The organism is Kitasatospora sp. NPDC097691 (genome assembly GCF_040302665.1).
In the GTDB taxonomy this organism is placed as follows: Bacteria; Actinomycetota; Actinomycetes; order Streptomycetales; family Streptomycetaceae; genus Kitasatospora.
The window spans coordinates 103,290-124,288 of sequence record NZ_JBEORY010000011.1; the positions used below are offsets into that span (position 1 = coordinate 103,290).

12 protein-coding genes are annotated in these 20,999 nt (G+C 74.7%); 2 read left to right on the forward strand and 10 right to left on the reverse strand.

Translation table 11 applies throughout. The annotated features are described in order from the left end of the window. Positions 1-58 precede the first annotated feature (58 nt). The 4 genes from ABTY56_RS10910 to ABTY56_RS10925 all read right to left on the reverse strand — a co-directional run bounded on the left by ABTY56_RS10910 (position 59) and on the right by ABTY56_RS10925 (position 5,943). On the reverse strand, positions 59-1,462 hold the full coding sequence (locus ABTY56_RS10910) for a dipeptidase (RefSeq protein ID WP_350628216.1): 1,404 nt from the start codon (positions 1,460-1,462) through the stop codon (positions 59-61). A gap of 151 nt (positions 1,463-1,613) precedes the next feature. Beyond that, on the reverse strand, positions 1,614-4,484 hold the full coding sequence (locus ABTY56_RS10915) for an FtsX-like permease family protein (RefSeq protein WP_350628218.1): 2,871 nt from the start codon (positions 4,482-4,484) through the stop codon (positions 1,614-1,616). Next, positions 4,481-5,248 carry an ABC transporter ATP-binding protein gene (locus tag ABTY56_RS10920; RefSeq protein ID WP_502893079.1) on the reverse strand — a complete coding sequence of 256 codons (768 nt, stop codon included), beginning with the start codon at positions 5,246-5,248 and terminating at the stop codon, positions 4,481-4,483. The genes ABTY56_RS10915 and ABTY56_RS10920 overlap by 4 nt, the downstream gene beginning before the upstream one ends. Positions 5,249-5,313: 65 nt before the next feature. After that, entirely contained in the window at positions 5,314-5,943 is a 630-nt protein-coding gene (locus ABTY56_RS10925) for a PadR family transcriptional regulator (protein WP_350628220.1), read from the reverse strand. 78 nt (positions 5,944-6,021) lie between these two features. Between ABTY56_RS10925 and ABTY56_RS10930 the strand changes: the two genes are divergently transcribed. Further along, positions 6,022-6,993 carry an endonuclease/exonuclease/phosphatase family protein gene (locus ABTY56_RS10930; RefSeq protein WP_350628221.1) on the forward strand — a complete coding sequence of 324 codons (972 nt, stop codon included), beginning with the start codon at positions 6,022-6,024 and terminating at the stop codon, positions 6,991-6,993. Positions 6,994-6,996: 3 nt separating this feature from the next. On the opposite strand, the gene ABTY56_RS10935 is transcribed toward ABTY56_RS10930, so the two are convergent. The 4 genes from ABTY56_RS10935 to ABTY56_RS10950 form a co-directional block, all read right to left on the reverse strand. Beyond that, a complete protein-coding gene (locus ABTY56_RS10935) occupies positions 6,997-8,199 on the reverse strand; it encodes a PP2C family protein-serine/threonine phosphatase (RefSeq protein WP_350628222.1) in 1,203 nt (400 codons plus the stop codon). Between the two features lie 194 nt (positions 8,200-8,393). Then, on the reverse strand, positions 8,394-11,606 hold the full coding sequence (locus ABTY56_RS10940; protein ID WP_350628223.1) for an ATP-dependent helicase: 3,213 nt from the start codon (positions 11,604-11,606) through the stop codon (positions 8,394-8,396). A 90-nt stretch (positions 11,607-11,696) separates the two neighbouring features. Continuing rightward, positions 11,697-15,056 (reverse strand): ATP-dependent helicase, encoded by a 3,360-nt coding sequence (locus tag ABTY56_RS10945; RefSeq protein WP_350628225.1) that lies wholly within the window; start codon positions 15,054-15,056, stop codon positions 11,697-11,699. A gap of 91 nt (positions 15,057-15,147) precedes the next feature. Next, a complete protein-coding gene (locus ABTY56_RS10950; protein WP_502893074.1) occupies positions 15,148-15,525 on the reverse strand; it encodes an MGMT family protein in 378 nt (125 codons plus the stop codon). A gap of 134 nt (positions 15,526-15,659) precedes the next feature. On the opposite strand from ABTY56_RS10950, the gene ABTY56_RS10955 reads away from it, so the two are divergent. Continuing rightward, a complete protein-coding gene (locus ABTY56_RS10955; protein ID WP_350628228.1) occupies positions 15,660-18,455 on the forward strand; it encodes a flippase-like domain-containing protein in 2,796 nt (931 codons plus the stop codon). 73 nt (positions 18,456-18,528) lie between these two features. Here the strand turns inward: ABTY56_RS10955 and moeZ are convergent, their stop codons facing one another. Further along, entirely contained in the window at positions 18,529-19,707 is a 1,179-nt protein-coding gene (moeZ, locus tag ABTY56_RS10960) for an adenylyltransferase/sulfurtransferase MoeZ (protein WP_350628229.1), read from the reverse strand. Between the two features lie 244 nt (positions 19,708-19,951). Then, positions 19,952-20,959 carry an NAD-dependent epimerase/dehydratase family protein gene (locus ABTY56_RS10965; RefSeq protein WP_350628230.1) on the reverse strand — a complete coding sequence of 336 codons (1,008 nt, stop codon included), beginning with the start codon at positions 20,957-20,959 and terminating at the stop codon, positions 19,952-19,954. Positions 20,960-20,999 lie beyond the last annotated feature (40 nt).

The following is a 20,999-nucleotide window of genomic DNA, read 5'->3' on the forward strand; positions in this document are numbered from 1 at the left end:
CCCAGGTGGTGAATCATCCGGATGAGTGATCTGACTGCCTCGGTGTGCGGCCGCTCGGTCACGAGCCGGGCCGGAAGTTCTCGGCCAGGTCGCCCCACAGGTACGCGGCGGTCTCCACGCCCTTGGCCAGCAGGTCGAGTTCGACCTTCTCGTTGACGGAGTGCCAGCCGTCGGAGGGCACCGAGATGCCGAGGAACAGCACCGGCGCGCCCAGCACGTCCTGCAGGTCGGCGGCCGGGCCGGAGCCGCCCTCGCGGGTGAAGAGGATCTTCTGCCCGAACGCCCGCCCCATCGCGCGGACGGTGGACTGCAGCGCCGGGTGGTCCAGCGGGGTCAGGCAGGGGCGGGTCGCGCCCGGGAAGACCAGCTCGTACCGGACGCCCGCGGGCACCTGCCCGGCCACCCACTCCCGCACCGCCTCGCGGACCTTCTCCACCTCCTGCCCGGCGACCAGCCGGAAGGACAGCTTGAGGTGTGCCGACGCCGGGACGATGGTCTTGCCGCCGGGCCCGGTGTAGCCGCCCCAGATGCCGTTGACCTCGGCGGTCGGGCGGGCCCAGATCCGCTCCAGGGTGGAGTAGCCGGCCTCGCCGCGGGTGCCGTGCGACTTGGCGACCTCCAGCCACCCCTCCTCGTCGAAGGGCAGCTCGGCGAACAGCTCGCGCTCGCGCTCGGTCAGCTCGATCACGCCGTCGTAGAAGCCCGGGATCGCCACCCTGCGGTCGGCGTCGTGCAGGGCGGCGGCCAGCTCGGCCGCGACCTGGGCCGGGTTGGGGACGGCGCCGCCGAAGGAGCCGGAGTGGATGTCGGTGTCCGGCCCGTACAGGTCGATCTGGGCGTCGGCGAGGCCGCGCATGCCGGTGCAGACGGTCGGCGTGGACGCGGACCACATGCCGGTGTCGGAGATGACGACCACGTCGGCGGCCAGCCGGTCGGCCTCGCGGCGCACCAGGTCGGCGAAGTTCGGCGAGCCGGACTCCTCCTCGCCCTCGATCAGCAGCTTGAGGTTGACGGCCGGCGCGGTGCGGCCGGTCGCGTCCAGGTGGGCGCGCACGCCCAGGGTGTGGAAGAACACCTGGCCCTTGTCGTCGGCGGCGCCGCGCGCGTACAGCCGGCCCCCGACCACGGTCGGCGTGAACGGCTCGGTGTCCCAGCCGTCCTCCTTGGCGGCGGGCTGCACGTCGTGGTGCCCGTAGACCAGGACGGTCGGCGCGGACGGGTCCCCGGAGGACCACTCGGCGAACACCGCCGGCAGACCGTCGGTCTCCCACACCTCGGCGACCGGGAAGCCGGTGTCGCGCAGCTTGGCGGCCAGCCACTCGGCCGAGCGCCGTACGTCCTCGGCACGGTCCGGCTCGGCGGAGACCGACGGGATGGCCAGCCACTCGGAGAGGTCGGCGAGGAAGGCGGCCTGGTGCCGGTCGATGTAGGAGCGGACGGCGCTGTCCGGGGTTCTCGTCATACCGACGACTGTAGTTCGCCCGTGCGGGTGTCCGCCCCGGCCGTCCGGGTGCCAGGCGCTCCCGGAGCTGTAACCTCCGTCACCCCCGAACGTCCGTCACCCCCGCCGCGGCACGGGCGCGACGGGGGTGACTGTGGCGGGGCCGCGGGTTTCAGCCCGAGCGGCGCAGCATCGTGATCCGCGAGCGGGTGAGCACCGCCGCGAGGGCGGCCGCGAGCAGCGGGAGCACCACGACGGTGGCGGCGATGGTGGGCCACGGGAAGACCACGATCGCCTTGTTGGCGATCTCCTCGGGGCTCATGCCGGGGTAGGTGCTCGACGCGCCCTCGACCTTGCGCAGCGCCACGCCGGGCACGATGCCGCAGACCACGCCGAGCAGGGCGCCCATGGCGGCGATCACGCCGCACTGGAAGCCGGACAGCGAGCGCCGGATGCGGGGCTCGGCGCCGACCGCCGCGAGGGTGGTCAGGTCGCGCTGGGAGTCGGCGGCGGCCAGCCCGGTGGCGATGCCGGCCGCGCCGAGGGCGACCAGCGCGGCGAAGGCGGTCAGGCCGAGGGTGACCAGGCCGGCCTCGGACTGGTAGCCGCGCTCGATGGTCAGGACGTCGTGGTCGCTGATCTTGGCGAGCGCGCCGTCGGCCCGCTGCTGCGAGCCGTCGGAGGGCATCGCGTCGGGCAGCCAGACCGAGCCGGCCGACGAGGTGACGAAGCCGAGCCTGGTGGCGGTGGCCGGGCTGATCACCGCCTGCCCGGGGGCGGACAGCACGGAGTTCGCGAGGACGGCGTCGACGGCGATCTCGGTGTGGGTGGGCTTGTGGTCGGCGTTGCCGCTCGCGGTGTAGTCGACCGGCTCGCTGTACTGGACGGCGACCTTGCCGTCCTTGATGTACCGGGCGTCGAAGACCACGGCCTTGCCCGCGGCGAGGGCCTGGACGGCGGCCGCGTCGGTGACGCCGTAGAGGTTGCGCAGCAGGGTCGCGTCACCGGCGTTCAACGCGCCGAACGGGTTGCCGCGGCGGGTGTCGGCCTGGCAGCGCTTGTCGCTCGCCAGGATCCGGTCGAGCTCGCCCGGGGCCAGCACCTTGTCCGGCTCGAAGGCGGGGCAGCGGTCCTCCTTGGGCATCTCCACGCTGATGTAGCCGCACGGGCCGCTGTCGGAGCAGGCGGTCTTGTAACTGACGCGCTGGACGTCGGCGCGCGGGCCGAGGTCGGGGATGCTGCGCTCGACGGCCTCGCGCAGCTGCGGCAGCAGCTTGCCGTCGGCGCCGGCCAGCCAGCCGTTGCCGAGCAGGACGGACCCGGAGGGGCCGTGGGCGACGTACTCGCGCCGGTACTGCTCGTCCGAGCTCGTGGAGTAGACGCCGACCGCGACGGAGCCGGCCACGGCGGCCATGACGGCGGCGACGGCGGGCGCGGTGCGGCCGCGGTGGCGCACCGAGTCGCGCAGGGCGAGCCGGGGACCGAGCGAGAGCCAGCGGCCGAGCTTCCCGAACAGGGTGACCAGGGAGGGGGTGAGGGCGACCATGCCGAGTTCGGCGACGGCCGAGCCGCCTAGGACGGCGAGGCTCCGGCTGGCGACGCCGCTGGTGGCCCCGAGCAGGGCGAGGGCGGCGCCGCCGCCGAGCATCAGCAGGCCGAGCAGGGCGAGCTTGCGGTTCGGCGGCTTGAGCGAGTCGCGGCCGGTCAACGCGGAGACCACGTCCTGGCGGGAGGCCTGGACGGCGGGGACGATGGCGGCGAGCAGCCCGGTGACCAGGCCGACCAGGAGGACACCGAGCAGGTCGAGCGGCTGGAGGCCGAAGTGGCCGAACCGCTGGCCGGCGTACTCCTCGGCCTGGGTGCGCAGCAGGGCGACCAGGCCGACGCCGAGGGCGAGGCCGATCGCGGCGCCGGTGACGCCGAGGACGATGCCGCCGCCGAGGACGACGGCGCGGACGTTGGCTCGGTCACCGCCGGCGGCGGCGAGCAGGCCGAGCTGCCGCCGGGAACGCCGGGCCCCGACGGCGAAGGCGGGGCCCGCGAGGAGGACGATCTCCAGCAGGGCCATGCCGACGACGGTGGCGAGGATGACGACGGAGGTCCGGTCGAAGTACCGGGTGCCGGCGCCGCCGCGCTCGTCCTGCTCGACGTAGTACGGGACGTCGGCGCGGGCCGGCGGGTCGAGCAGGACGGCGCGGGAGGTGACGCTGAAGCCGTACTGGTTGAGTTCGGTGACCTTGTGCCAGTCGAGGACGGTGCCGGCCGGGAGCTTGACCAGCCACCGGATCGGCTCGTCGGTGCCGTCGGTCTTGCCGCGACCGGTGCCGGCGGTCTTGGCGAGCCGGTCGATCAGGGCGCCGGGGCGGGCGAAGAGCTCGGTGGCGCTCAGTTCGCCGGGGTACTCGTAGACGCCGGTGATGGTGAAGGGGCTCGCCTCCAGACCGCGGACGGCGGTGCGGTCGCCGAGCTTGAGGCCTGAGCGCTTGAGGAACTCCGGGGTGACGGCGGCCTCGTGCTCGTCCGCCGGGGCACGGCCCTTGACCAGGTTCATCCGGCCCTCCCAGACCGGGTCGCTCAGGTCGGCCTCGTTGATGCGGGTGCTGAGCAGCCCCTCGGCACTGCTCGCCGCGGTGTACGGGCCCTGCCGCTCGGGCACGAGGGTGGCCCCGGCCGGGAGCAACTGCCCCGCCAGCGCGGCTGGTTCGGTGTCCAGGGCGCGCTGCTGGGCGGCGGTGTACGTGAGCGCGGCACCGTTCTTGACGGTGTCCTTGGGGTTCTGGACGCTGAACCCCTGCCCCGGGTCGGGCGCCTGCTTCACGGCGGAGCCGCGCTCGACCATCTCCAGCTCGCCGCCGGCCTGGCCCATGATCCGGACGGCGTGTTCGGCGGGCGTGAGTTCGGCGCTGCGGTAGAACACGTCGGCGCCGCTGACGCCGAGGACGGGCAGGGCGACCATGGCGATGACGAGGGCGCTGCGACCCTTGGCGCGCAGGGCGTCGCGGCGGGCGATGCGCAGGGCGACCCGCCAGGCGCTGAGCTTCACTCGTCCACCTTCAGGCTGTTGGTGGCGGCGCTGACGAGCAGGCTGGCGGCGTCCTGACTGGCGGACTCGTCGACCATGCGGCCGTCGCGCAGGAAGACCACGCGGTCGGCCCAGGCGGCGTGCCGGGCCTCGTGGGTGACCATCATGGCGGCGGCGCCGGCGTCGCAGCGGGCGCGCAGGACGGCGAGGACGGCCTCGCCGGTGGTGGAGTCGAGGGCGCCGGTGGGTTCGTCGGCGAGGACCAGGCGGCGGTCGCCGATCAGGGCGCGGGCGATGGCGACGCGCTGCTGCTGGCCGCCGGACATGTCGTCGGGGAAGCGGTCGGCGAGTTCGGGGATACCGAGTTCCTCCAGGGCGACCAGGGCCTCGCGGCGGGCGGCGCGGGCGGACAGGCCGTCGAGTTCGCGCGGCAGCGAGATGTTCTCGGCGGCGGTGAGGGCCGGGATCAGGTTGTAGTCCTGGAAGACGTAGCCGACGGAGCGGCGACGGACCTGGGCGAGCTTCTTGCGGTTGAGGTCGCCCAGGACGACGCCCTCGACCAGCACCCGGCCGGTGCTCGGGGTGTCGAGACCGCCGGCCAGGGTGAGCAGGGTCGACTTGCCGGAGCCGGAGGGGCCCATGACGGCGACGAACTCGCCGGGGTGGACCTTGAGGTCGACGCCGCGCAGGGCCTGGACCTCGGCCGCGCCGTGGCCGTGGACGCGGGTGACGTTCTCCAGGTGCAACACCGGCGTCTGCCGGGACTCTCGGGTGTGGGACACGATTCCCCCCTTGTGCTGGGTGTGGGCTCGGGTCGGGGCCCGGGCCGGTGGTTCGGGTGCCGGAGGCCTCAGGTGCGCAGGCGGCGGCCGCGTTTGGCGGGTGCGGCGCCGCCGTCGCGGGCGGCCTCGGCGGAGCGGGTCTGCAGGAGTTCGGCCTGCTGGGCGAGCCGGGTCTCGCAGTGGTCGAGCCAGCGGATCTCGGCTTCGGTCTGGAAGATCAGCTGGTCGAGGACGAGCAGCCAGGCGAGGTCGTTGCTCGCGGAGGGCACGACGCCGGGTCGCGACTCGCCGGCCAGGGCGCGGCCCTTGAGCCTGGTGTAGTCCTGGAGCGCCTTGATGCTGTGCCGGCGCTGGCCCTGGACGACGGCGGAGACGTCCACCCCCGGGACGGTGACGGCCATGGCGAGCTTGATCGCCAGTTCGTCGCGCGGCGGGTTGGTCCGGGGCACCGGGGTGTCGAACCAGGCCCGCAGCTCGGCGCGGCCGGCGTCGGTGGCGGCGTAGAACTGGTGGCCCTCGCCGTCCTCCCCCGCGGACTCGACCAGGCCGTCGCGTTCCAGCCGGGACAGCGTGGTGTAGACCTGCCCGACGTTGAGCGGCCAGGTGGCGCCGGTGCGCGCCTCGAACTCGGTGCGCAGCTGGTAGCCGTAGCGCGGGCCCTGGTCGAGCAGGGCGAGCAGACCGTGACGGATGGACATACTCAGTATGTATACCCGGTATGCCCCACCGCCTCAAGCCGCACCCCCTCCCCCGCCGACCGGGTACCGTCGTGCGGTGTGAGCCAGTTGCGCATCGCCACCTTCAACCTGTTGCACGGTCAGCCGCTCGCCCCGGACGGCGCGCCGCGGCCCTACCCGGCCGACGCCGGGGAGCCGTTGGCCGAGGCGGTGGCCGCGCTGGACGCCGACGTACTGGCGCTGCAGGAGGTGGACCGGCACCAGGCCCGCTCCGGCGGCACCGACCAGGCGGCGGTCGCCGCCGCGGCCATGGGCGCGAAGGACTGGCGCTTCGCCGCCGCCCTGCACGGCCGCCCGGCGCCGGTGGCGGGCTGGGTGCCGGAGCCGTCCGGACCGAACGGCCTGCGGGTGTACGGGCCGGGCGAGGTCGGCGAGGAGGCCCCGCCCTCGTACGGGACGGCGCTGCTGACCCGGCTGCCGGTGCGGCACTGGCGGGCCCGGCGCTTCGCCCCGGCGCCGTTCGGACTGCCGCTGCGGGTAGCCGGGCGGCGCGGGCTGACCCCGGTGCCGGACGAGCCCCGGACGGCGCTGGCGGCGGTACTGGAGGGCGAGCGCGGACCGTTCACCGTGGTGGCGGCGCACCTGTCCTTCGTGCCGGGCTGGAACATGGCGCAGCTGGCCGGCATCCGGCGGTGGATCGCCGACCTGCCCCAGCCGTACCTGGTGCTGGGCGACTTCAACCTGGTGGGCGCGGTCCCGCGCACGGTGCTCGGCGGGGCGACGGCGCTGGACCGCACCGCGCCCAGGGCCCGGGTGCGGGAGCTGCGGGCGGCCCGGCGGGCCCGGCCCCTGCTGACCGAGCCGCGCCGGCGGCGGGTGCGCGAGCCGCGGGCCCGGCTGCAGGGCTGGTACGACCTGGCGCGCACGCCGACGTACCCCTCGCACCGGCCGGCGGTGCAGTTCGACCACGTGCTGGCGATCGGCGTGCCGCGCACGGCCGTGGGTCCGGCCGCGGCGCCGCACGCCACGGTGTCGGACCACCGGCCGCTGCTGGTCGAGGTGTCCCTCTAGGGCCTAAGCGCCCACGGCCGGCTGATGGCGCGCCAGGGCACCGGCCTGCTGCGGCACGTGGACGCCCGCCGTCGGCTGCGGGTCGTACTGCAGGAGCAGCATGGCCGCGTCGTCGCCGAGCTGGCGCCCGACGTGCCGCACCACGTCCTCGTGCAGGCGCTGCAGGACGTCGGCGGGGCAGCCGTCGGCGCACCGCGGGAACCGCTCGGCGAGCGGGTAGAAGGCGCCCGCGCGGTCGCGGGCCTCGATCACCCCGTCGGTGAACAGCAGCACCCGGTCGTCGCCCTGCAGCGACACCCGGTGGACCGGCGGGCACACGTCGGCCGGGTCCAGGACGCCCAGCGGCGGTACGGTCTCGGCGAGTTCGAGCGCGCGGACCTCTCCGCCGCGCAGCAGCAGCGGCGCGGGGTGGCCGCAGTTGACGATCTCGGCGGCGCCGTCCGGACCGACGCCGATCAGCACCAGGGTGACGAACTCCTCCTCCACGCCCGGGTGGTCGTTCTCGTGCAGGGCGCGGTCGAGGCTGACGGCCAGCCAGCCGGCCACCCGGTCCAGCGCGGGCTCCTGGTGGGCGGCCTCGCGGAAGGCGCCGAGCACGGCGGCGGCCGTCTCGACCGCACCGAGGCCCTTGCCGCGCACGTCCCCCACCACGGCGCGGACCCCGTGCCGGGTGTTGACCACCTCGTAGAGGTCGCCGCCGATGCGGGCGTGCGCGGCGGCGGCCTCGTAGTGGACGGCGGCCCGGACGGTGCCGACCCGCTCGGGGACGGGCCGCAGCAGCACCCGGCGGGCGATCGAGGCGACCAGCTGGGCGTCGGCCAGCGCCCGCTCCTGGCGCAGCCGCAGGGTCGCGCTGACCCAGCCGATGGCGGCGACGAGCAGGACGGCGATCACGCTGGCGGCGTGCACGGACGAGCCGAGCGTGTCGCTGCGGAACGCCATCAGGAAGGCCGCCGCCTCGGTGCACAGCCCGATGACGAACGGGTACCAGGTGCGTCGGCTGACCACGGCGGCCAGCGCGGGCACGGCGGTGAGGGCCGGTTCGACCGTCACCCCGGTGCCACTGAGGTAGTCGAGGACGACGATCAGCCCCATCCCGATGAACGGCAGCGCCAGCGCCGTCCTCGGCCAGGTGCCGGTCGCGCCCGGAGCGGGTCCCGGGGTCGGCCCGGTGAACCGCTCTCTGATCCATCCGGTCGCGCTCAACGTCGGTTTCTCCAGCAGAAGACGCCGATGCCCTAGGGCACCTGCGGTGATGACTGAGGGTCAGGGAAAACGGGCCTCGCTGGCGGCCGGAGCACGGGGGTTGACCGGTTACCGACCCCACAATAGGCGCGAAACGTGCACGACGCACAGGTTTCGGGCGTTGGCGTGATGACTTGGATGCTCTGCGTGACTCATTATTCACTGTTCCCGATCAGGAGCCGTTCCAACTCTTTTCGGTCGGGAAGTCCTGCCGGACGGACGATCCGCCCGCTGCGGACGTACAGGAACGAAGCCGTGACCAGCTCGGGATCGACGCCCGCCTGCTCGGCCCAGGCCAGTCGGTAGACCGCGAGCTGCAGCGGGTCCGCGGTCTCCTCGCGGTGGGTCTTCCAGTCCACCACTTCGTAGCGTGACACACCACCGGATCCCGACAACACGTCACCGTCCCGGTAGACCGCGTCGATCCGGCCGCGCACCACCCGCCCCGCCAGCACCAGTTGGAACGGCGCCTCGACCCGGTGGGGCTTGCGCTGCGCGTACGGGGTGCGCAGGAACGCCTCCTTGAGCCGCTCCAGGTCCTGCTCGTCCTCGATGCCGTCGTCGTCGGCGCCGGGCAACGCGCCGGGCTCGACCAGCAGCAGCGGCTCGATCCGGGACTGCACCCAGGCGTGGAAGCGGGTGCCGCGCCGGGCGGCGGGCTGCGGGGGGCGCGGCATCGGGCGGGCCAGGTCGCGCGCGAAGCCGTCCGGATCCGCGGCCAGCCGCAGCAGCTGGGTGGCGGACAGCGCGGCGGGCAGCGGCACCTCGCGCGCGGTGCGCCGGGAGCGCTCCAACTCGCCCAGCAGCGCGGTCAGATCGCGGCCCCAGGAGGCCACCTGGCGCTGGTCCTCGGGGGCCATCGGCTCGGGCTCGGTCGCCGAGGTGGCACCGGCCAGGCGGGCGTGCACCACCTCGGCGACCCGGCGCCGGGCGTGCTGCGCGGCCGGGTCCAGCGGCAGCGGCCAGGGGCGCTGGACGGGGGCGGCCAGCGCCGGGTTCTCGGCGCCCTTCTCCGGCTGCTCGGCCCAGTGCTCGACCTCGCCCGCGCCGGGCTGCTCGCAGTGCTCGCGCAGCCCCTCCAGGAAGGCGGACGGGCCGCGGACGGTCTTCTGGCTCGGGCCCCACCAGTGCCCGGAGGCCAGCAGCAGCGAGCGCGGGCGGGTGAACGCGACGTAGCCCAGGCGCAGTTCCTCGGTGGCGGTGTGCTCGGCCAGCTCCTTCTTGAAGGCGGTCATCGCCTTGCCGGTCCACCCGCCGCGCACGTCGGGCAGGGTGGCCGCGTCACCGCGCAGGGCGTGCGGGAGCACGCGCTTGGCGCTGGTCCAGCGCTCGCGCGGGGTCGAGGAGGGGAACGCGCCCCGCACCAGGCCGGGGACGGCGACCACGTCCCACTCCAGGCCCTTGGACTTGTGCGCGGTGAGCACCTTCACGGTGTCCTCGCCGCCGGGCAGGCTGCTGTCCAGGCCGCGCTCGTACTCCTGCGCGGCCCGCAGGAAGCCGAGGAAGGCGGCGAGGCCCGGGTCCCCGTCGAGGTCGGCGAAGGAGGCGGCGACGTCCAGGAAGGCGTGCAGGGTCTCCCGCCGGCGGGCGGCCAGCGCCTGCGGCGAGGCGGCGAGTTCGACCTCCAGGCCGGTGACCGCCAGCACCCGGTGCAGCACGTCCATCAGCGGGTCGGCCAACGAGCGGCGCAGCTCGCGCAGCTCCTGGGCGAGGCGGGCGAAACGCACCCGCGCCTCGGCGGAGAACGGCAGCTCGTCCGGCTGCTCCGCGTCGAGGAAGCTCTCCACCGCGTCGGCCAGCGACACCACCTCGGTCGGGTCCGCCTCGGCGACGGCGGCGGCCAGCGCCTCGACGCCCTCGGGCCGGTCGGTGCGGACCAGCTCGGCGGCCCGGCGGCCGAGCAGCGCGAGGTCGCGCGGGCCGATCCGCCAGCGCGGCCCGACCAGCAGCCGCACCAGCGCGGCGTTGGCGGTCGGGTCCTGCAGCACCTCGCAGACCGCCACCAGGTCGGCCACCTCGGGCAGCTGCAGCAGCCCGCCGAGGCCGACCACCTCGACCGGCACCTCACGGGCGACCAGCGCCGCGTGGATGTCCGGAAAGGCGGCGCCGCCGCGGCACAGCACAGCGATCCGGCCGGGCGCGGTGCCGGTGCGCACCAGGTGGGCGATCGAGTCGGCGAGCCAGTCGACCTCCTCGGCGTGGGTGGGCAGCAGCGCCGTCCGCACGAAGCCGTCCAGTTCGGCGCCGGGGGCCGGGCGCAGCGCCTCGACGCCCGCGTGCATCTCCCGCAGCGGCGCGGCGAGCGCGTTGGCGAAGGCGAGCAGGCGTCCGCCGCTGCGCCGGTTCTCGCTGAGCGCGTAGCGGTCGGCGGGGCGGCCGTCGGCCCGGGGGAAGTGCCGGGGGAACTCGTCGAGGTTGGCGACCGAGGCGCCGCGCCAGCCGTAGATCGCCTGGCACGGGTCGCCGACGGCGGTCACCGGGTGGCCGCTGCCCGCGCCGTCGGGGCCGGCGCCGAAGAGCCCGGCGAGCATCAGGCGCTGGGCGACCGAGGTGTCCTGGTACTCGTCCAGCAGCACGACCCGGAACTGGCCGCGCAGCAGCTCGCCCACCTCGGGGCGCTGCTGGGCGAGGCGGGCGGCGGCGGCTATCTGGTCGCCGAAGTCCATCAGCCCGGCGGAGCGCTTGCGGCGCCGGTACTCCTCGACCAGGCGCAGCAGCTCCAGGCGGGCCCGGGCGGTGGCCGGCACCGCCCGCAGGTCGTCGTTGGTCAGCTTGACGGTGGCGAGGGTGTCCAGCAGCCCCTCGTCGAAGTCGCGCAGGGCCTGCGGCTCGACCAGGTGCTCGGCGAGTTCGCCGTCCAGCGCGGTGAGGTCGGCGACCAGGTTGGCAAAGGTGCCGGTGAGCGCGGGGAACGGGCCGCGCGAGGTGCGCAGCACCTTGGCGGCGAGCTGGAAGCGGGTGGCGTCGGCGAGCAGCCGCACGTCCGGCTCGATGCCGATCCGCAGGCCGTGCTCCTTGAGCAGGCGGCCGGCGAAGGCGTGGTAGGTGGAGATCTCCGGGTCGCCGAGCGGTTCGGCGGCGTCCCGGTCGGCCACGCCGGCCCGGAGCAGGGCGGCGCGGACGCGTTCGGAGAGCTCGCCGGCGGCCTTGTTGGTGAAGGTGAGGCCGAGCACCTCCTCGGGCCGCACGGCGCCGGAGCCGACCAGCCAGACGACCCGGGCGGCCATCACCGTGGTCTTGCCGGAGCCGGCGCCGGCCACGATCACGGCCGGTGCCAGGGGCGCGCCGATGGCCGCCATCTGCTCCCGGTTGAACGGGATCCCCAGCAGCTCCTTGAGCTGGTCGGGATGGCTGAGCACGGCGGTCACCCCGCAACGTTAACGGGCCGGACCGACACTGCGGACGCCCGGCCGGAGTGACCCCGGCTACTCGACGGCCACCCGACGGCCACTGACCGGCTACTCGACCAGCTGCGCGCCGTCCCGCTGGGCCGAGCAGCTGCGGCGGAAGGTGCAGCGGTCGCAGCCGCCGCCGGTCTGCGGGACGAAGCGCTCGGCGAGGACCTTCCCGGCGGCCTCGGCGAGCAGGCCCTCGATCCACGGCTCGCCCTCCGGCGGGTCCTGCCGCTGCACCTTGGGGGCGTCCTGGGAGGCCTTGCCGGCCGGCTCGCGCAGGTGCACCAGTTCGGCGCCGCCGGTGGCCGGGGGGCGCTCGGCGAAGCCGGGCAGCTCGTTGAGGGCGCCGGCCCGGACGGCGAGCTGGTAGACGGCGAGCTGCTTGTGCTCGGGCAGGGACTTGTCGGTGGGGAGCTGCTTGCCGGTCTTGAAGTCGACCACGTAGGCACGCCCGGCGGTGTCCTTCTCGACCCGGTCCATCGAGCCGCGGATGCGCACCGAGACGCCGCCGACGTCGAGGGTGACGTCGAAGCCGTGCTCGGTGGCGACCACGTCCCGGCCGCGTTCCAGGACGTGCCAGTTGAGGAAGCGCTCCAGGGCCGCGCGGGCCTCGGTCTTCTCCTGCTGGGACTTCCAGGGCGCGTCGAAGGCGAGCGCGTCCCAGACGGTGTCCAGGCGCTCCATCAGGACGGCGAGGTCGGCGGGGGTGCGGCCGGAGCCGACCTCGTCGGCGAGGGCGTGCACCACGTTGCCGAAGCCCTGGGCGGCCGAGCCGGCGCTGCGGGCCTTGACCTCCTTGTCCAGGAACCACTGCAGCGAGCAGCTCTCCAGCTGCTCCAGACCGCTGCCGGACAGCCGCACCGGCAGGTCGGCGCTGCGCAGCGGCTCCGGGGCGGCGGTCGCGTCGTCCAGTCCCCACCAGCGCTCGGGGTGGGCGGCGGGCACCAGCGGCAGCCCGTCCTCGTCGGTGGCGGCGGCGAGGGTGGCGAGCCGTTCGGCGGCGGCGCGGCGCAGCTCGGGCGAGCGGGCCGGGTCGACGGTGACCGCCCGGAGCTCGGCGACCAGCGCGGCGACGGACAGCGGGCGGCGCGGGCGGTGGGTGACGTCCTCGACGGTGACCGGCGGGGTGCGGCGCACCACCTTGCCGGTACGCGGATCGACGTCCTCGCGGTAGAGCTCGCGCAGGAAGCGGGAGGGCTCGTCGCCGTCGTCGGCCGGGGCCTTGACGGCGGTGACGATCAGCCGCTCCTTGGCGCGGGTCGCGGCGACGTAGAAGAGGCGGCGCTCCTCGCCGAGCAGGGCGGCCGGGGAGAGCGGTTCGGCCAGTCCGTCCCGGCCGATCCGGTCGGCCTCCAGCAGGGAGCCGCGGCGGCGCAGGTCGGGCCAGAGGCCGTCCTGGACTCCGGCGACGACGACCAGGCGCCACTCCAGGCCCTTGGACCGGTGGGCGGTCATCAGCCGGACGGCTTCGGGGCGTACGGCGCGGACGGTGAGGGTGTCCGCGGCGATGTCCTGGGCTTCGAGCTCGGCGAGCAGGTCCAGGGCGCTGCGGTGGCCGGTGACCTGCTCCTCGGCGCGGGCCGCGGTCTCGAACAGGGCGCACAGCGCGTCCAGGTCACGGTCGGCGTTGCGGCCGGCGGCACCGCCGCGCAGGGCGGACCGCTCCAGCCGCTCGCGCCAGCGGCGGCTGCCGTCCCACAGCTCCCAGAGCGCCTCCTCGGCGGTGCAGCCGCCGGCCAGCAGCTCGCGGACCTTGCGCAGCAGGGTGCCGAGGTCGCGGGCCCGGCGGGCCTGCGCGGGGTCGAGGGCGACCAGCCGCTCGGGCTCGGCGAGGGCCTCGCGGATCAGCTCGCCGGCCGGGCGCGGGGCGGCGGCGGGACGGCCTTCGGCGCGCAGCGCGGCGCGTTCCTCCTCGCGCAGGGCGCGGCCCAGGCGTCGCAGGTCGGAGCCGTCGAGGCCGCCGAGCGGGCCGGTGAGCAGGGCGTGCGCCAGTTCGGTGGTGAGCGGGTCGGGGGTGTCGGCGCCGTCGTCCCCGTCGTCGGGGTCCGGGTCGCCGCGCCGGTCGCGGGCTGCCTGCCAGGCCGCCTGCTGGGCGCAGACGCGCAGGGCGAGCAGCAGCTGGGCGACGGCGGGCTCCTCGCGCAGCGGCAGGTCGTCGCCGTCGATCTCCAGCGGGACGCCGGCCGCGCCGAGCGCCCGCCGCACGCCCGGTATGGAGCGGGCACCGGCCCGGACGAGCACGGCCATCTCGCCCCAGGGCACGCCGTCCTCCAGGTGGGCGCGGCGCAGCAGGTCGGCGATCGAGTCGAGTTCGGCCCCGGGGGTCGGGTAGGTGTAGACCTCGACCCGGCCGCCCTCGCGGGAGGGCAGCAGGGCGCGGTGCTGGGCGAGCTTGTCGGCGGGCAGCCGCCCCATCGGCATCCGCCGGGCGACCTCCCGGGAGGCGGCGAGCAGGAGGGCGCCGGAGCGGCGGGAGACCCGCAGCACCTTGACCTCGGCGGGCTCGCCGTCGGCGCGGCGGAAGGTCTGCGGGAAGTCGAGGATGCCGTTGATGTCGGCGCCGCGGAAGGCGTAGATGGACTGGTCGGGGTCGCCGACGGCGACCAGGTCGCGCCCGCCGCCGGCGAGCCGGCGCAGCAGCCGGACCTGGGAGGGGTCGGTGTCCTGGTACTCGTCGACGAAGACGACGTCGTAGCGCCGGCGCAGCTGGTCCTCGACGTCGGGGCGCTCGGCGAGCAGGACGGCGCGGTGGACGAGTTCGGCGTAGTCCAGGACGCCGCGCAGGTCGAGCACGTCGAGGTAGTCGGCCAGGAAGTGCGCCGCGGCGGCCCAGTCGGGGCGCTGGACTCCCTGGGCGAAGCGCTCCAGCTCGGCCTCGCCGAGGCCGAGCTCGCGGCTGCGGGCGAGGACGGCGCGGACCTCGTCGGCGAAGCCCCGGGTGGTCAGGCAGGCCCGCAGGTCCAGCGGCCAGGCGATCCGGGAGCTGCCGAGGCGGGCGTCCTCGGCGCCGCCGGCCAGCAGTTCGCGGACCATGACGTCCTGCTCGGGGCCGGAGAGCAGCCGCAGCGGCTCGGCGTAGTCCTGCGGGTCCTGGTGGGCGCGCAGCAGGGCGTAGCAGAAGGAGTGGAAGGTGGTGGCCTGCGGGGCGGCGGCGGAGCTGCCGAGCCGACCGGACATCCGGTCGCGCAGCTCCATCGCGGCCTTGCGGCTGAAGGTGAGGACGAGGATCCGGTCGGGGTCGGTGCCGTCCGCGATCCGCCGGGCGACCGCCTCGACCAGGGTGGTGGTCTTGCCCGTGCCGGGCCCGGCCAGTACCAGCAGCGGCCCGTCGGCGTGTTCGACCACGGCACGCTGGTAGGCGTCCAGCACCGGTGGGTCGGGCTGGACGAGCGGGCTGCGCACGAGCCGGTAGGGGGAAGTCAACGACGGATCCTGGGGTCGAGCAGGGCGGGGCGGGCACGGCGGGGCGGGCCCTGCTCGGGCCCGCCCGCATCGAGCCTACGATCCTCCCCCGTCAATCCCGTCCGTGCGGGGAGTTCGGGGAAATCTCCCGGCCGTCCCAGCGGGCCCGCTCGAGGTCGACCCGGGGCGGGTCGGCGAGCTCGCGCAGCGGGGTTCCCTCATCGCCGTAGTGGGCCAGGGCGCGCTGCTCGTGCCCGGGCAGGAAGCGGCCGTCCGCGCGGATCACCCGCCACCAGGGCACCGAGCCGCCGTAGAGGGCCATCACCCGGCCGACCTGGCGGGGCCCGCCCTGGCCGAGGTACTCGGCGACGTCGCCGTAGGTCATCACCCTGCCGGGTGGAATCCGCTCGGTCAGGTCGAGCACCAGTTCGGCGAACGGCGGTAGGGCGTCCGGGAGGCCGTCGTCTGTTACGTCCGTCACCTGCGGCATTCTTCCTCACGGGGGCGCACCCTTGGTCCCGTACGAACGGGACGCCGCGCCCGATCCGCCCCCTGTCCAGCACGGGGGGCCGGGGCATGCCACCATCTTCGGGGCGGTGAGTGGTGATACGAGGACAAGACCAGATGACCGGGACGGCTGACGTGGGCGTGGACAAGGACTCCGACGAGTCCTCTGCCGCCGTGCCCCCGGCGCCCGGCGGCGGGACCGAAGGCCGACCCGAACCCGGGCCGACGCCGGAAGTCTCCCTGATCAAGGACCGGACGATCAAGACCCCCGCGCCCACCCGGGCCCCGGAACAGCCCGAACGGACCGCACCGCCGGAGGCCGCGGCCCCGAAGGCGGTCGTCCCGGGGCCGACGGCCCCCGAGCCGCCAGCCCCGGAACCGACGACCCAGGAACCGACGCCCCTGGAGCCGCCCGACCACCAGGAGCCGCTGGACGACGCCCCGCACCTGGACGTCGACGAGCCGCTGCTCGCCGCCCGCGCGCACCGCCCGTCCGACCTGATCCGCTTCCTGGCCGGCGTTTTCGGGATAGTCGCCGTCTTCGTGCTGGCCGGCATCGCCACCTCGACCACCACCGGCATCGAGCAGGACATCGCGACCAACGCGCCGCACTTCTCCGCGGTGCTCTCCACCATCACCGGCCTGGTCTCCAGCGTCGCGGTGCTCGCCGTACCGCTGGCCTTCGCCGTCGAACGGCTGATCAAACGCGACGGCCTGCGGGTCGCCGACGGCGTGCTCGCCTCGGTACTCGCCTACGGCGTCTCGCTCGGCATCGACTGGTGGGTGGCCGAGGGCGCCTCCGAACACATCCGCGACGCGCTGACCAGGCTGCCGCTGGACAGCAACGGCACCCTCACCGACCCGGTGCACGGCTACCTCGCCCCGGTGATCGCCTACATGACCGCCGTCGGCATGTCGAGCAGACCGCGCTGGCGGGTCGCCCTGTGGGTGGTGGTGGTCTTCAGCGGCGTCACCGAGCTCCTCGGCGGCTACACCACCCCGCTGTCGCTGATGCTCACCGTGCTGATCGGCTGGTCCGTCGCCTACGGCACGCTGTACGCGATCGGGTCCCCCAACATCCGGCCCACCGGCCAGCACCTGATGATCGGCCTGCGCAAGGTCGGCTTCACCCCGGACGGCGCCCACCGCGCCCCCGACGCCCCCGGCGGCACCCGCCGCTACTACGTCACCCAGCAGGGCGGCCCGCCCCTGGACGTCCACATCATCGACCGGGAGCAGCAGGCCTCCGGCTTCTTCTACCGGGCCTGGCGGCGGCTGCGGCTGCGCTCGGTCGCGGTGCGCCGCAGCCCGCAGTCGCTGCGGCAGGCGCTGGAGCAGGAGGCCCTGATCGCGTACGCGGCGGCCGCCTCGGGCGCCCACGCGCCGCAGCTGGTCGCCACCTCCGAGCTCGGCCCGGACGCCGCGATCCTGGTGTACGAGAACGTCGAGGGCCGGACCCTCGACGAGCTGGCCGACGACGAGGTCACCGACCCGGTGATGGCCTCGATCTGGCAGTCGGTGGCCGCGCTGCACGAGCGCCGGATCGCCCACCGCCGGCTGACCGGCGAGTCCCTGCTGGTGGTGGACGAGCGGAGCGGCTGCCTGGTCAACCTCTCCGGCGGCGACATCGCCGCCACCGACCTGACCCTGCGCATCGACGTCGCCCAGCTGCTCACCACCTTCGCGCTGCGGATCGGCCCGGAGCGGGCCGTCGCCACCGCCAACGCGGTGCTCGGCGCCGAGCGGGTCGCCCAGGCGCTGCCGCTGCTCCAGCCGGTCGGGATGAGCCGCTCCACCAGGGTGGATCTGGCGAAGCTCAGCAAGGAGCGCAAGGCCACCGCCCGGGCCAAGGCGCTGGAGCAGGTCGCGGCCGGCGAGCGCACCCAGCAGCAGGCCGAGGAGGACATCGCGGTGGCCGGCGAGGACCTGTTGAGCCGCATCCGCGGCCAGATCCTCCAGATCGCCCCCGAGGCGCCGATGGAGCCGGCCAAGCTGGAACGGCTGAAGCCGAAGACCCTGATCATGGTCATCGCGCTCACCTTCGCCGCCTACCTGGCCCTGACCACCATCAAGCCGGCCCAGCTCAAGCTCTCCCAGATGAACTGGGCCTGGGCCGCGGCCGCCCTGCTCGCGGCCGCCTTCAGCTACGTCGCCGCCGCGATGAGCCTGACCGGCTTCGTCCCCGAGCGGCTGCCGTTCCGGCGCACCGTCGCCGCCCAGCTGGCCGGCTCCTTCGTCAAGCTGGTCGCCCCCGCCGCGATCGGCGGCATCGCGCTCAACACCCGCTACCTGCAGAAGGCCGGCATCCGCTCCGGCCAGGCGGTCGCCTCGGTCGGCGCCTCCCAGCTGGCGGGCCTGGCCGGGCACCTGCTGCTGCTGTTCAGCTTCGGCCTGATCACCGGCAGCCAGACCAACGGCGACCTCTCCGCCTCCCGCGCGGTGATCATCGGCGTGCTGACCGCCGCCGTGCTCGCCCTGGTGGTGGCCGCCGTCGCACCGCTGCGCCGGTTCGTGCTGGGCCGGCTGCGCTCGCTGTTCTTCGGCGTGGTGCCGCGGATGCTCGACCTGATGCAGACGCCCAGCAAGCTGGTCACCGGCTTCGGCGGCATCCTGCTGCTGACCCTCTCCTTCACCGCCTGCCTGGACTTCTCGGTGCAGGCCTTCGGCGGCGACATCAGCTTCTCGGCCGTCGCGGTGGTCTTCCTGACCGCCAACGCGGCCGGTTCGGCGATCCCCACCCCGGGCGGCATCGGCCCGGTCGAGGTCGCCCTGATCGGCGCCCTGACCGTCGCGGACGTGTCCCCCGCGGTCGCCACCCCGGCGGTCTTCCTCTACCGGGCGCTCACCTTCTGGCTGCCGGTCCTGCCGGGCTGGATCGCCTACAACGTGCTGCAGCGCAGGAACGTGCTCTGACCCGTCGCCGGGGTGCCCGGCACACGACGGAGGGCCCCGCCGTGCGGCGGGGCCCTCCGTCGTGTGGGACCTGCTAGTAGACCGGCTTGTGCGGCTCGATCTGGTTCACCCAGCCGAGCACGCCGCCGCCCAGGTGGACGGCGTTGGCGAAGCCCGCGGCCTTCACCACGGCCAGCACCTCGGCCGAGCGCACGCCCGACTTGCAGTGCAGCACGATCTTCCGGTCCTGCGGCAGCTTCTCCAGCGCGTCGCCCATCAGGAACTCGTTCTTCGGGATCAGCACCGCGCCGGGGATGTTGACGATCTCGAACTCGCCCGGCTCGCGGACGTCGATGAGGTAGATGTCCTCCGCGTCGTCCTGCCACTGCTTCAGCTGGTGCGAGGTGACGGTCGAACCGGCGGCCGCGGCCTGCGCCTCCTCCGACACGACGCCGCAGAAGGCCTCGTAGTCGATCAGCTCGGTGACCGTCGGGTTCTCGCCGCAGACCGCGCAGTTCGGGTCCTTGCGGACCTTCACCTGGCGGTAGTTCATCTCCAGGGCGTCGTAGATCATCAGCCGGCCGACCAGCGGGTCGCCGATGCCGGCCAGCAGCTTGATCGCCTCGTTGACCTGGATCGAGCCGATGGACGCGCACAGCACGCCCAGCACGCCGCCCTCGGCGCAGGAGGGGACCATGCCCGGCGGCGGGGCCTCCGGGTACAGGCAGCGGTAGCAGGGGCCGTGCTCGGCCCAGAACACGCTGGCCTGGCCGTCGAAGCGGTAGATCGAGCCCCACACGTACGGCTTGCCGAGCAGCACCGCGGCGTCGTTCACCAGGTAGCGGGTGGCGAAGTTGTCGGTGCCGTCCACGATCAGGTCGTAGCCGGAGAAGATCTCCATGACGTTGGAGTTGTCGAGGCGCTCCTCGTGCAGCACCACGTCGACGTAGGGGTTGATCTCCTTGACCGAGTCGCGCGCCGACTCGGCCTTGGAACGGCCGACGTCCGACTGGCCGTGGATGATCTGCCGCTGCAGGTTCGACTCGTCCACCACGTCGAACTCGACGATGCCCAGCGTGCCGACACCGGCCGCGGCCAGGTACAGCAGCGCGGGCGAGCCCAGACCGCCGGCGCCGACGCACAGCACCTTGGCGTTCTTCAGCCGCTTCTGCCCGGCCATGCCCACGTCGGGGATGATCAGGTGGCGGGAGTACCGGCGGACCTCATCGACGGTGAGCTCGTCGGCCGGCTCGACCAGGGGTGGCAACGACACGGGGACTCCGATGGGTGTCTTGTTCGGGGTGGCCAGGGCCAGCCTCGGTGTGGGGTTGTTGCTCCGCCACTCGGGTGGCTGTCCAGACCAACAGTGTCACGTCCCCTCGGTATTCCGAGACAGCTCGTCCGATGGGCGAGACGGGCGGCGCCGGATCGTGGAATCGGCCGGGAGGCCCCCGGCAGGCGCCCCGGGCCCGGGTTTCCCGGGCCCGGGGCACCCCCGGGACACCCCCGGAACACCCTCAGACCCGGCAGGCCGTCTCCAGCCAGACGTCCCCCAGGGACTCCTCCAGCGGCACCTGCGTCCGCCATCCGAGACGGTCCCTGGCGGTGCGCACGTCCGCCTGCCGCCACGGCACCGGCTCGCCCGGCACCGCCCGGCCGTCCGGCCGCTGCCCCTCCGCCCGGTGCCCCGGCAGGTACGGGCCGGGCTGGTGGTGATGGCCGGGCAGGTGGTCGCCACCCGCCCCGACGGCCTGCGCGGGCAGCATGACCTGCCGGTTCTCCTCGACGATCGACCCCTCGAAGCCCGAGGCCCGGACCAGCAGCTGGGCCGCGTCCCGGGCCCGGACGGCGTGCCCGCTGCCGATGTTGATCACCCCGGTGGCGGCCGACACCGCGGCCGCCCGGACGGCCCGCGCGACGTCGCGCACGTCGACGAAATCCCGGTATCCGGACAGGTCCGGCATCCGCACCTGGTTCTCGTCCCGCTCCAGCGCCCGCCGCAGGCCCTCGGCCAGCCGACCGAACAGCGAGGCGGTCGGCGCCCCCGGCCCCACCACGTCGAACACCCGCAGCACCGCCGCGTCCAGCCCGGAGGCCAGCACCAGCTCCGTCCCGGCCAGCTTGGACACCCCGTACGGGCCGACCGGCCGCGGCTCGGCCGCCTCGGACACGGGCACCCCGCCGGGCACCGGCCCGTACTCGGCGGCCGAGCCGACGTGCACCAGCCGGGCCGGCTCCCGGCTGCGCCGGATCGCCTCGCAGACCGTCGCGACGGCCAGCGTGTTCGACCGGATCAGGGTGCGCGAGCTGCCGTAGGTGGCGCCCGCGCAGTTGATCACCACCTGCGGCGCGACCGCGTCCAGGAAGCGGGCCAGCGCGCCCGGGCTCCCGGTGGTCAGGTCGAAGCGGATGTCGGCCGAGTCGCGCCGGCCGAGCACCGTCACCTGCAACTCCTGGTCCATCAGCAGACGGTCGGTGACCCGGCGGCCGATGAAGCCGTCGGCGCCCAGCAGCAGCACCCTCATCGGGGGTGTCCTTCCACGAAGCGAGGTCGGGGACGACCTG

Bases quoted from the DNA above. Each gene is read 5' to 3' on its own strand.
- ABTY56_RS10955 (WP_350628228.1), top strand. From the start codon at position 15,660: ATGACCGGGACGGCTGACGTGGGCGTGGACAAGGACTCCGACGAGTCC.
- ABTY56_RS10925 (WP_350628220.1), bottom strand. From the start codon at position 5,943: ATGTCCATCCGTCACGGTCTGCTCGCCCTGCTCGACCAGGGCCCGCGC.
- ABTY56_RS10950 (WP_502893074.1), bottom strand. From the start codon at position 15,525: ATGCCGCAGGTGACGGACGTAACAGACGACGGCCTCCCGGACGCCCTA.
- ABTY56_RS10910 (WP_350628216.1), bottom strand. From the start codon at position 1,462: ATGACGAGAACCCCGGACAGCGCCGTCCGCTCCTACATCGACCGGCAC.
- ABTY56_RS10965 (WP_350628230.1), bottom strand. From the start codon at position 20,959: ATGAGGGTGCTGCTGCTGGGCGCCGACGGCTTCATCGGCCGCCGGGTC.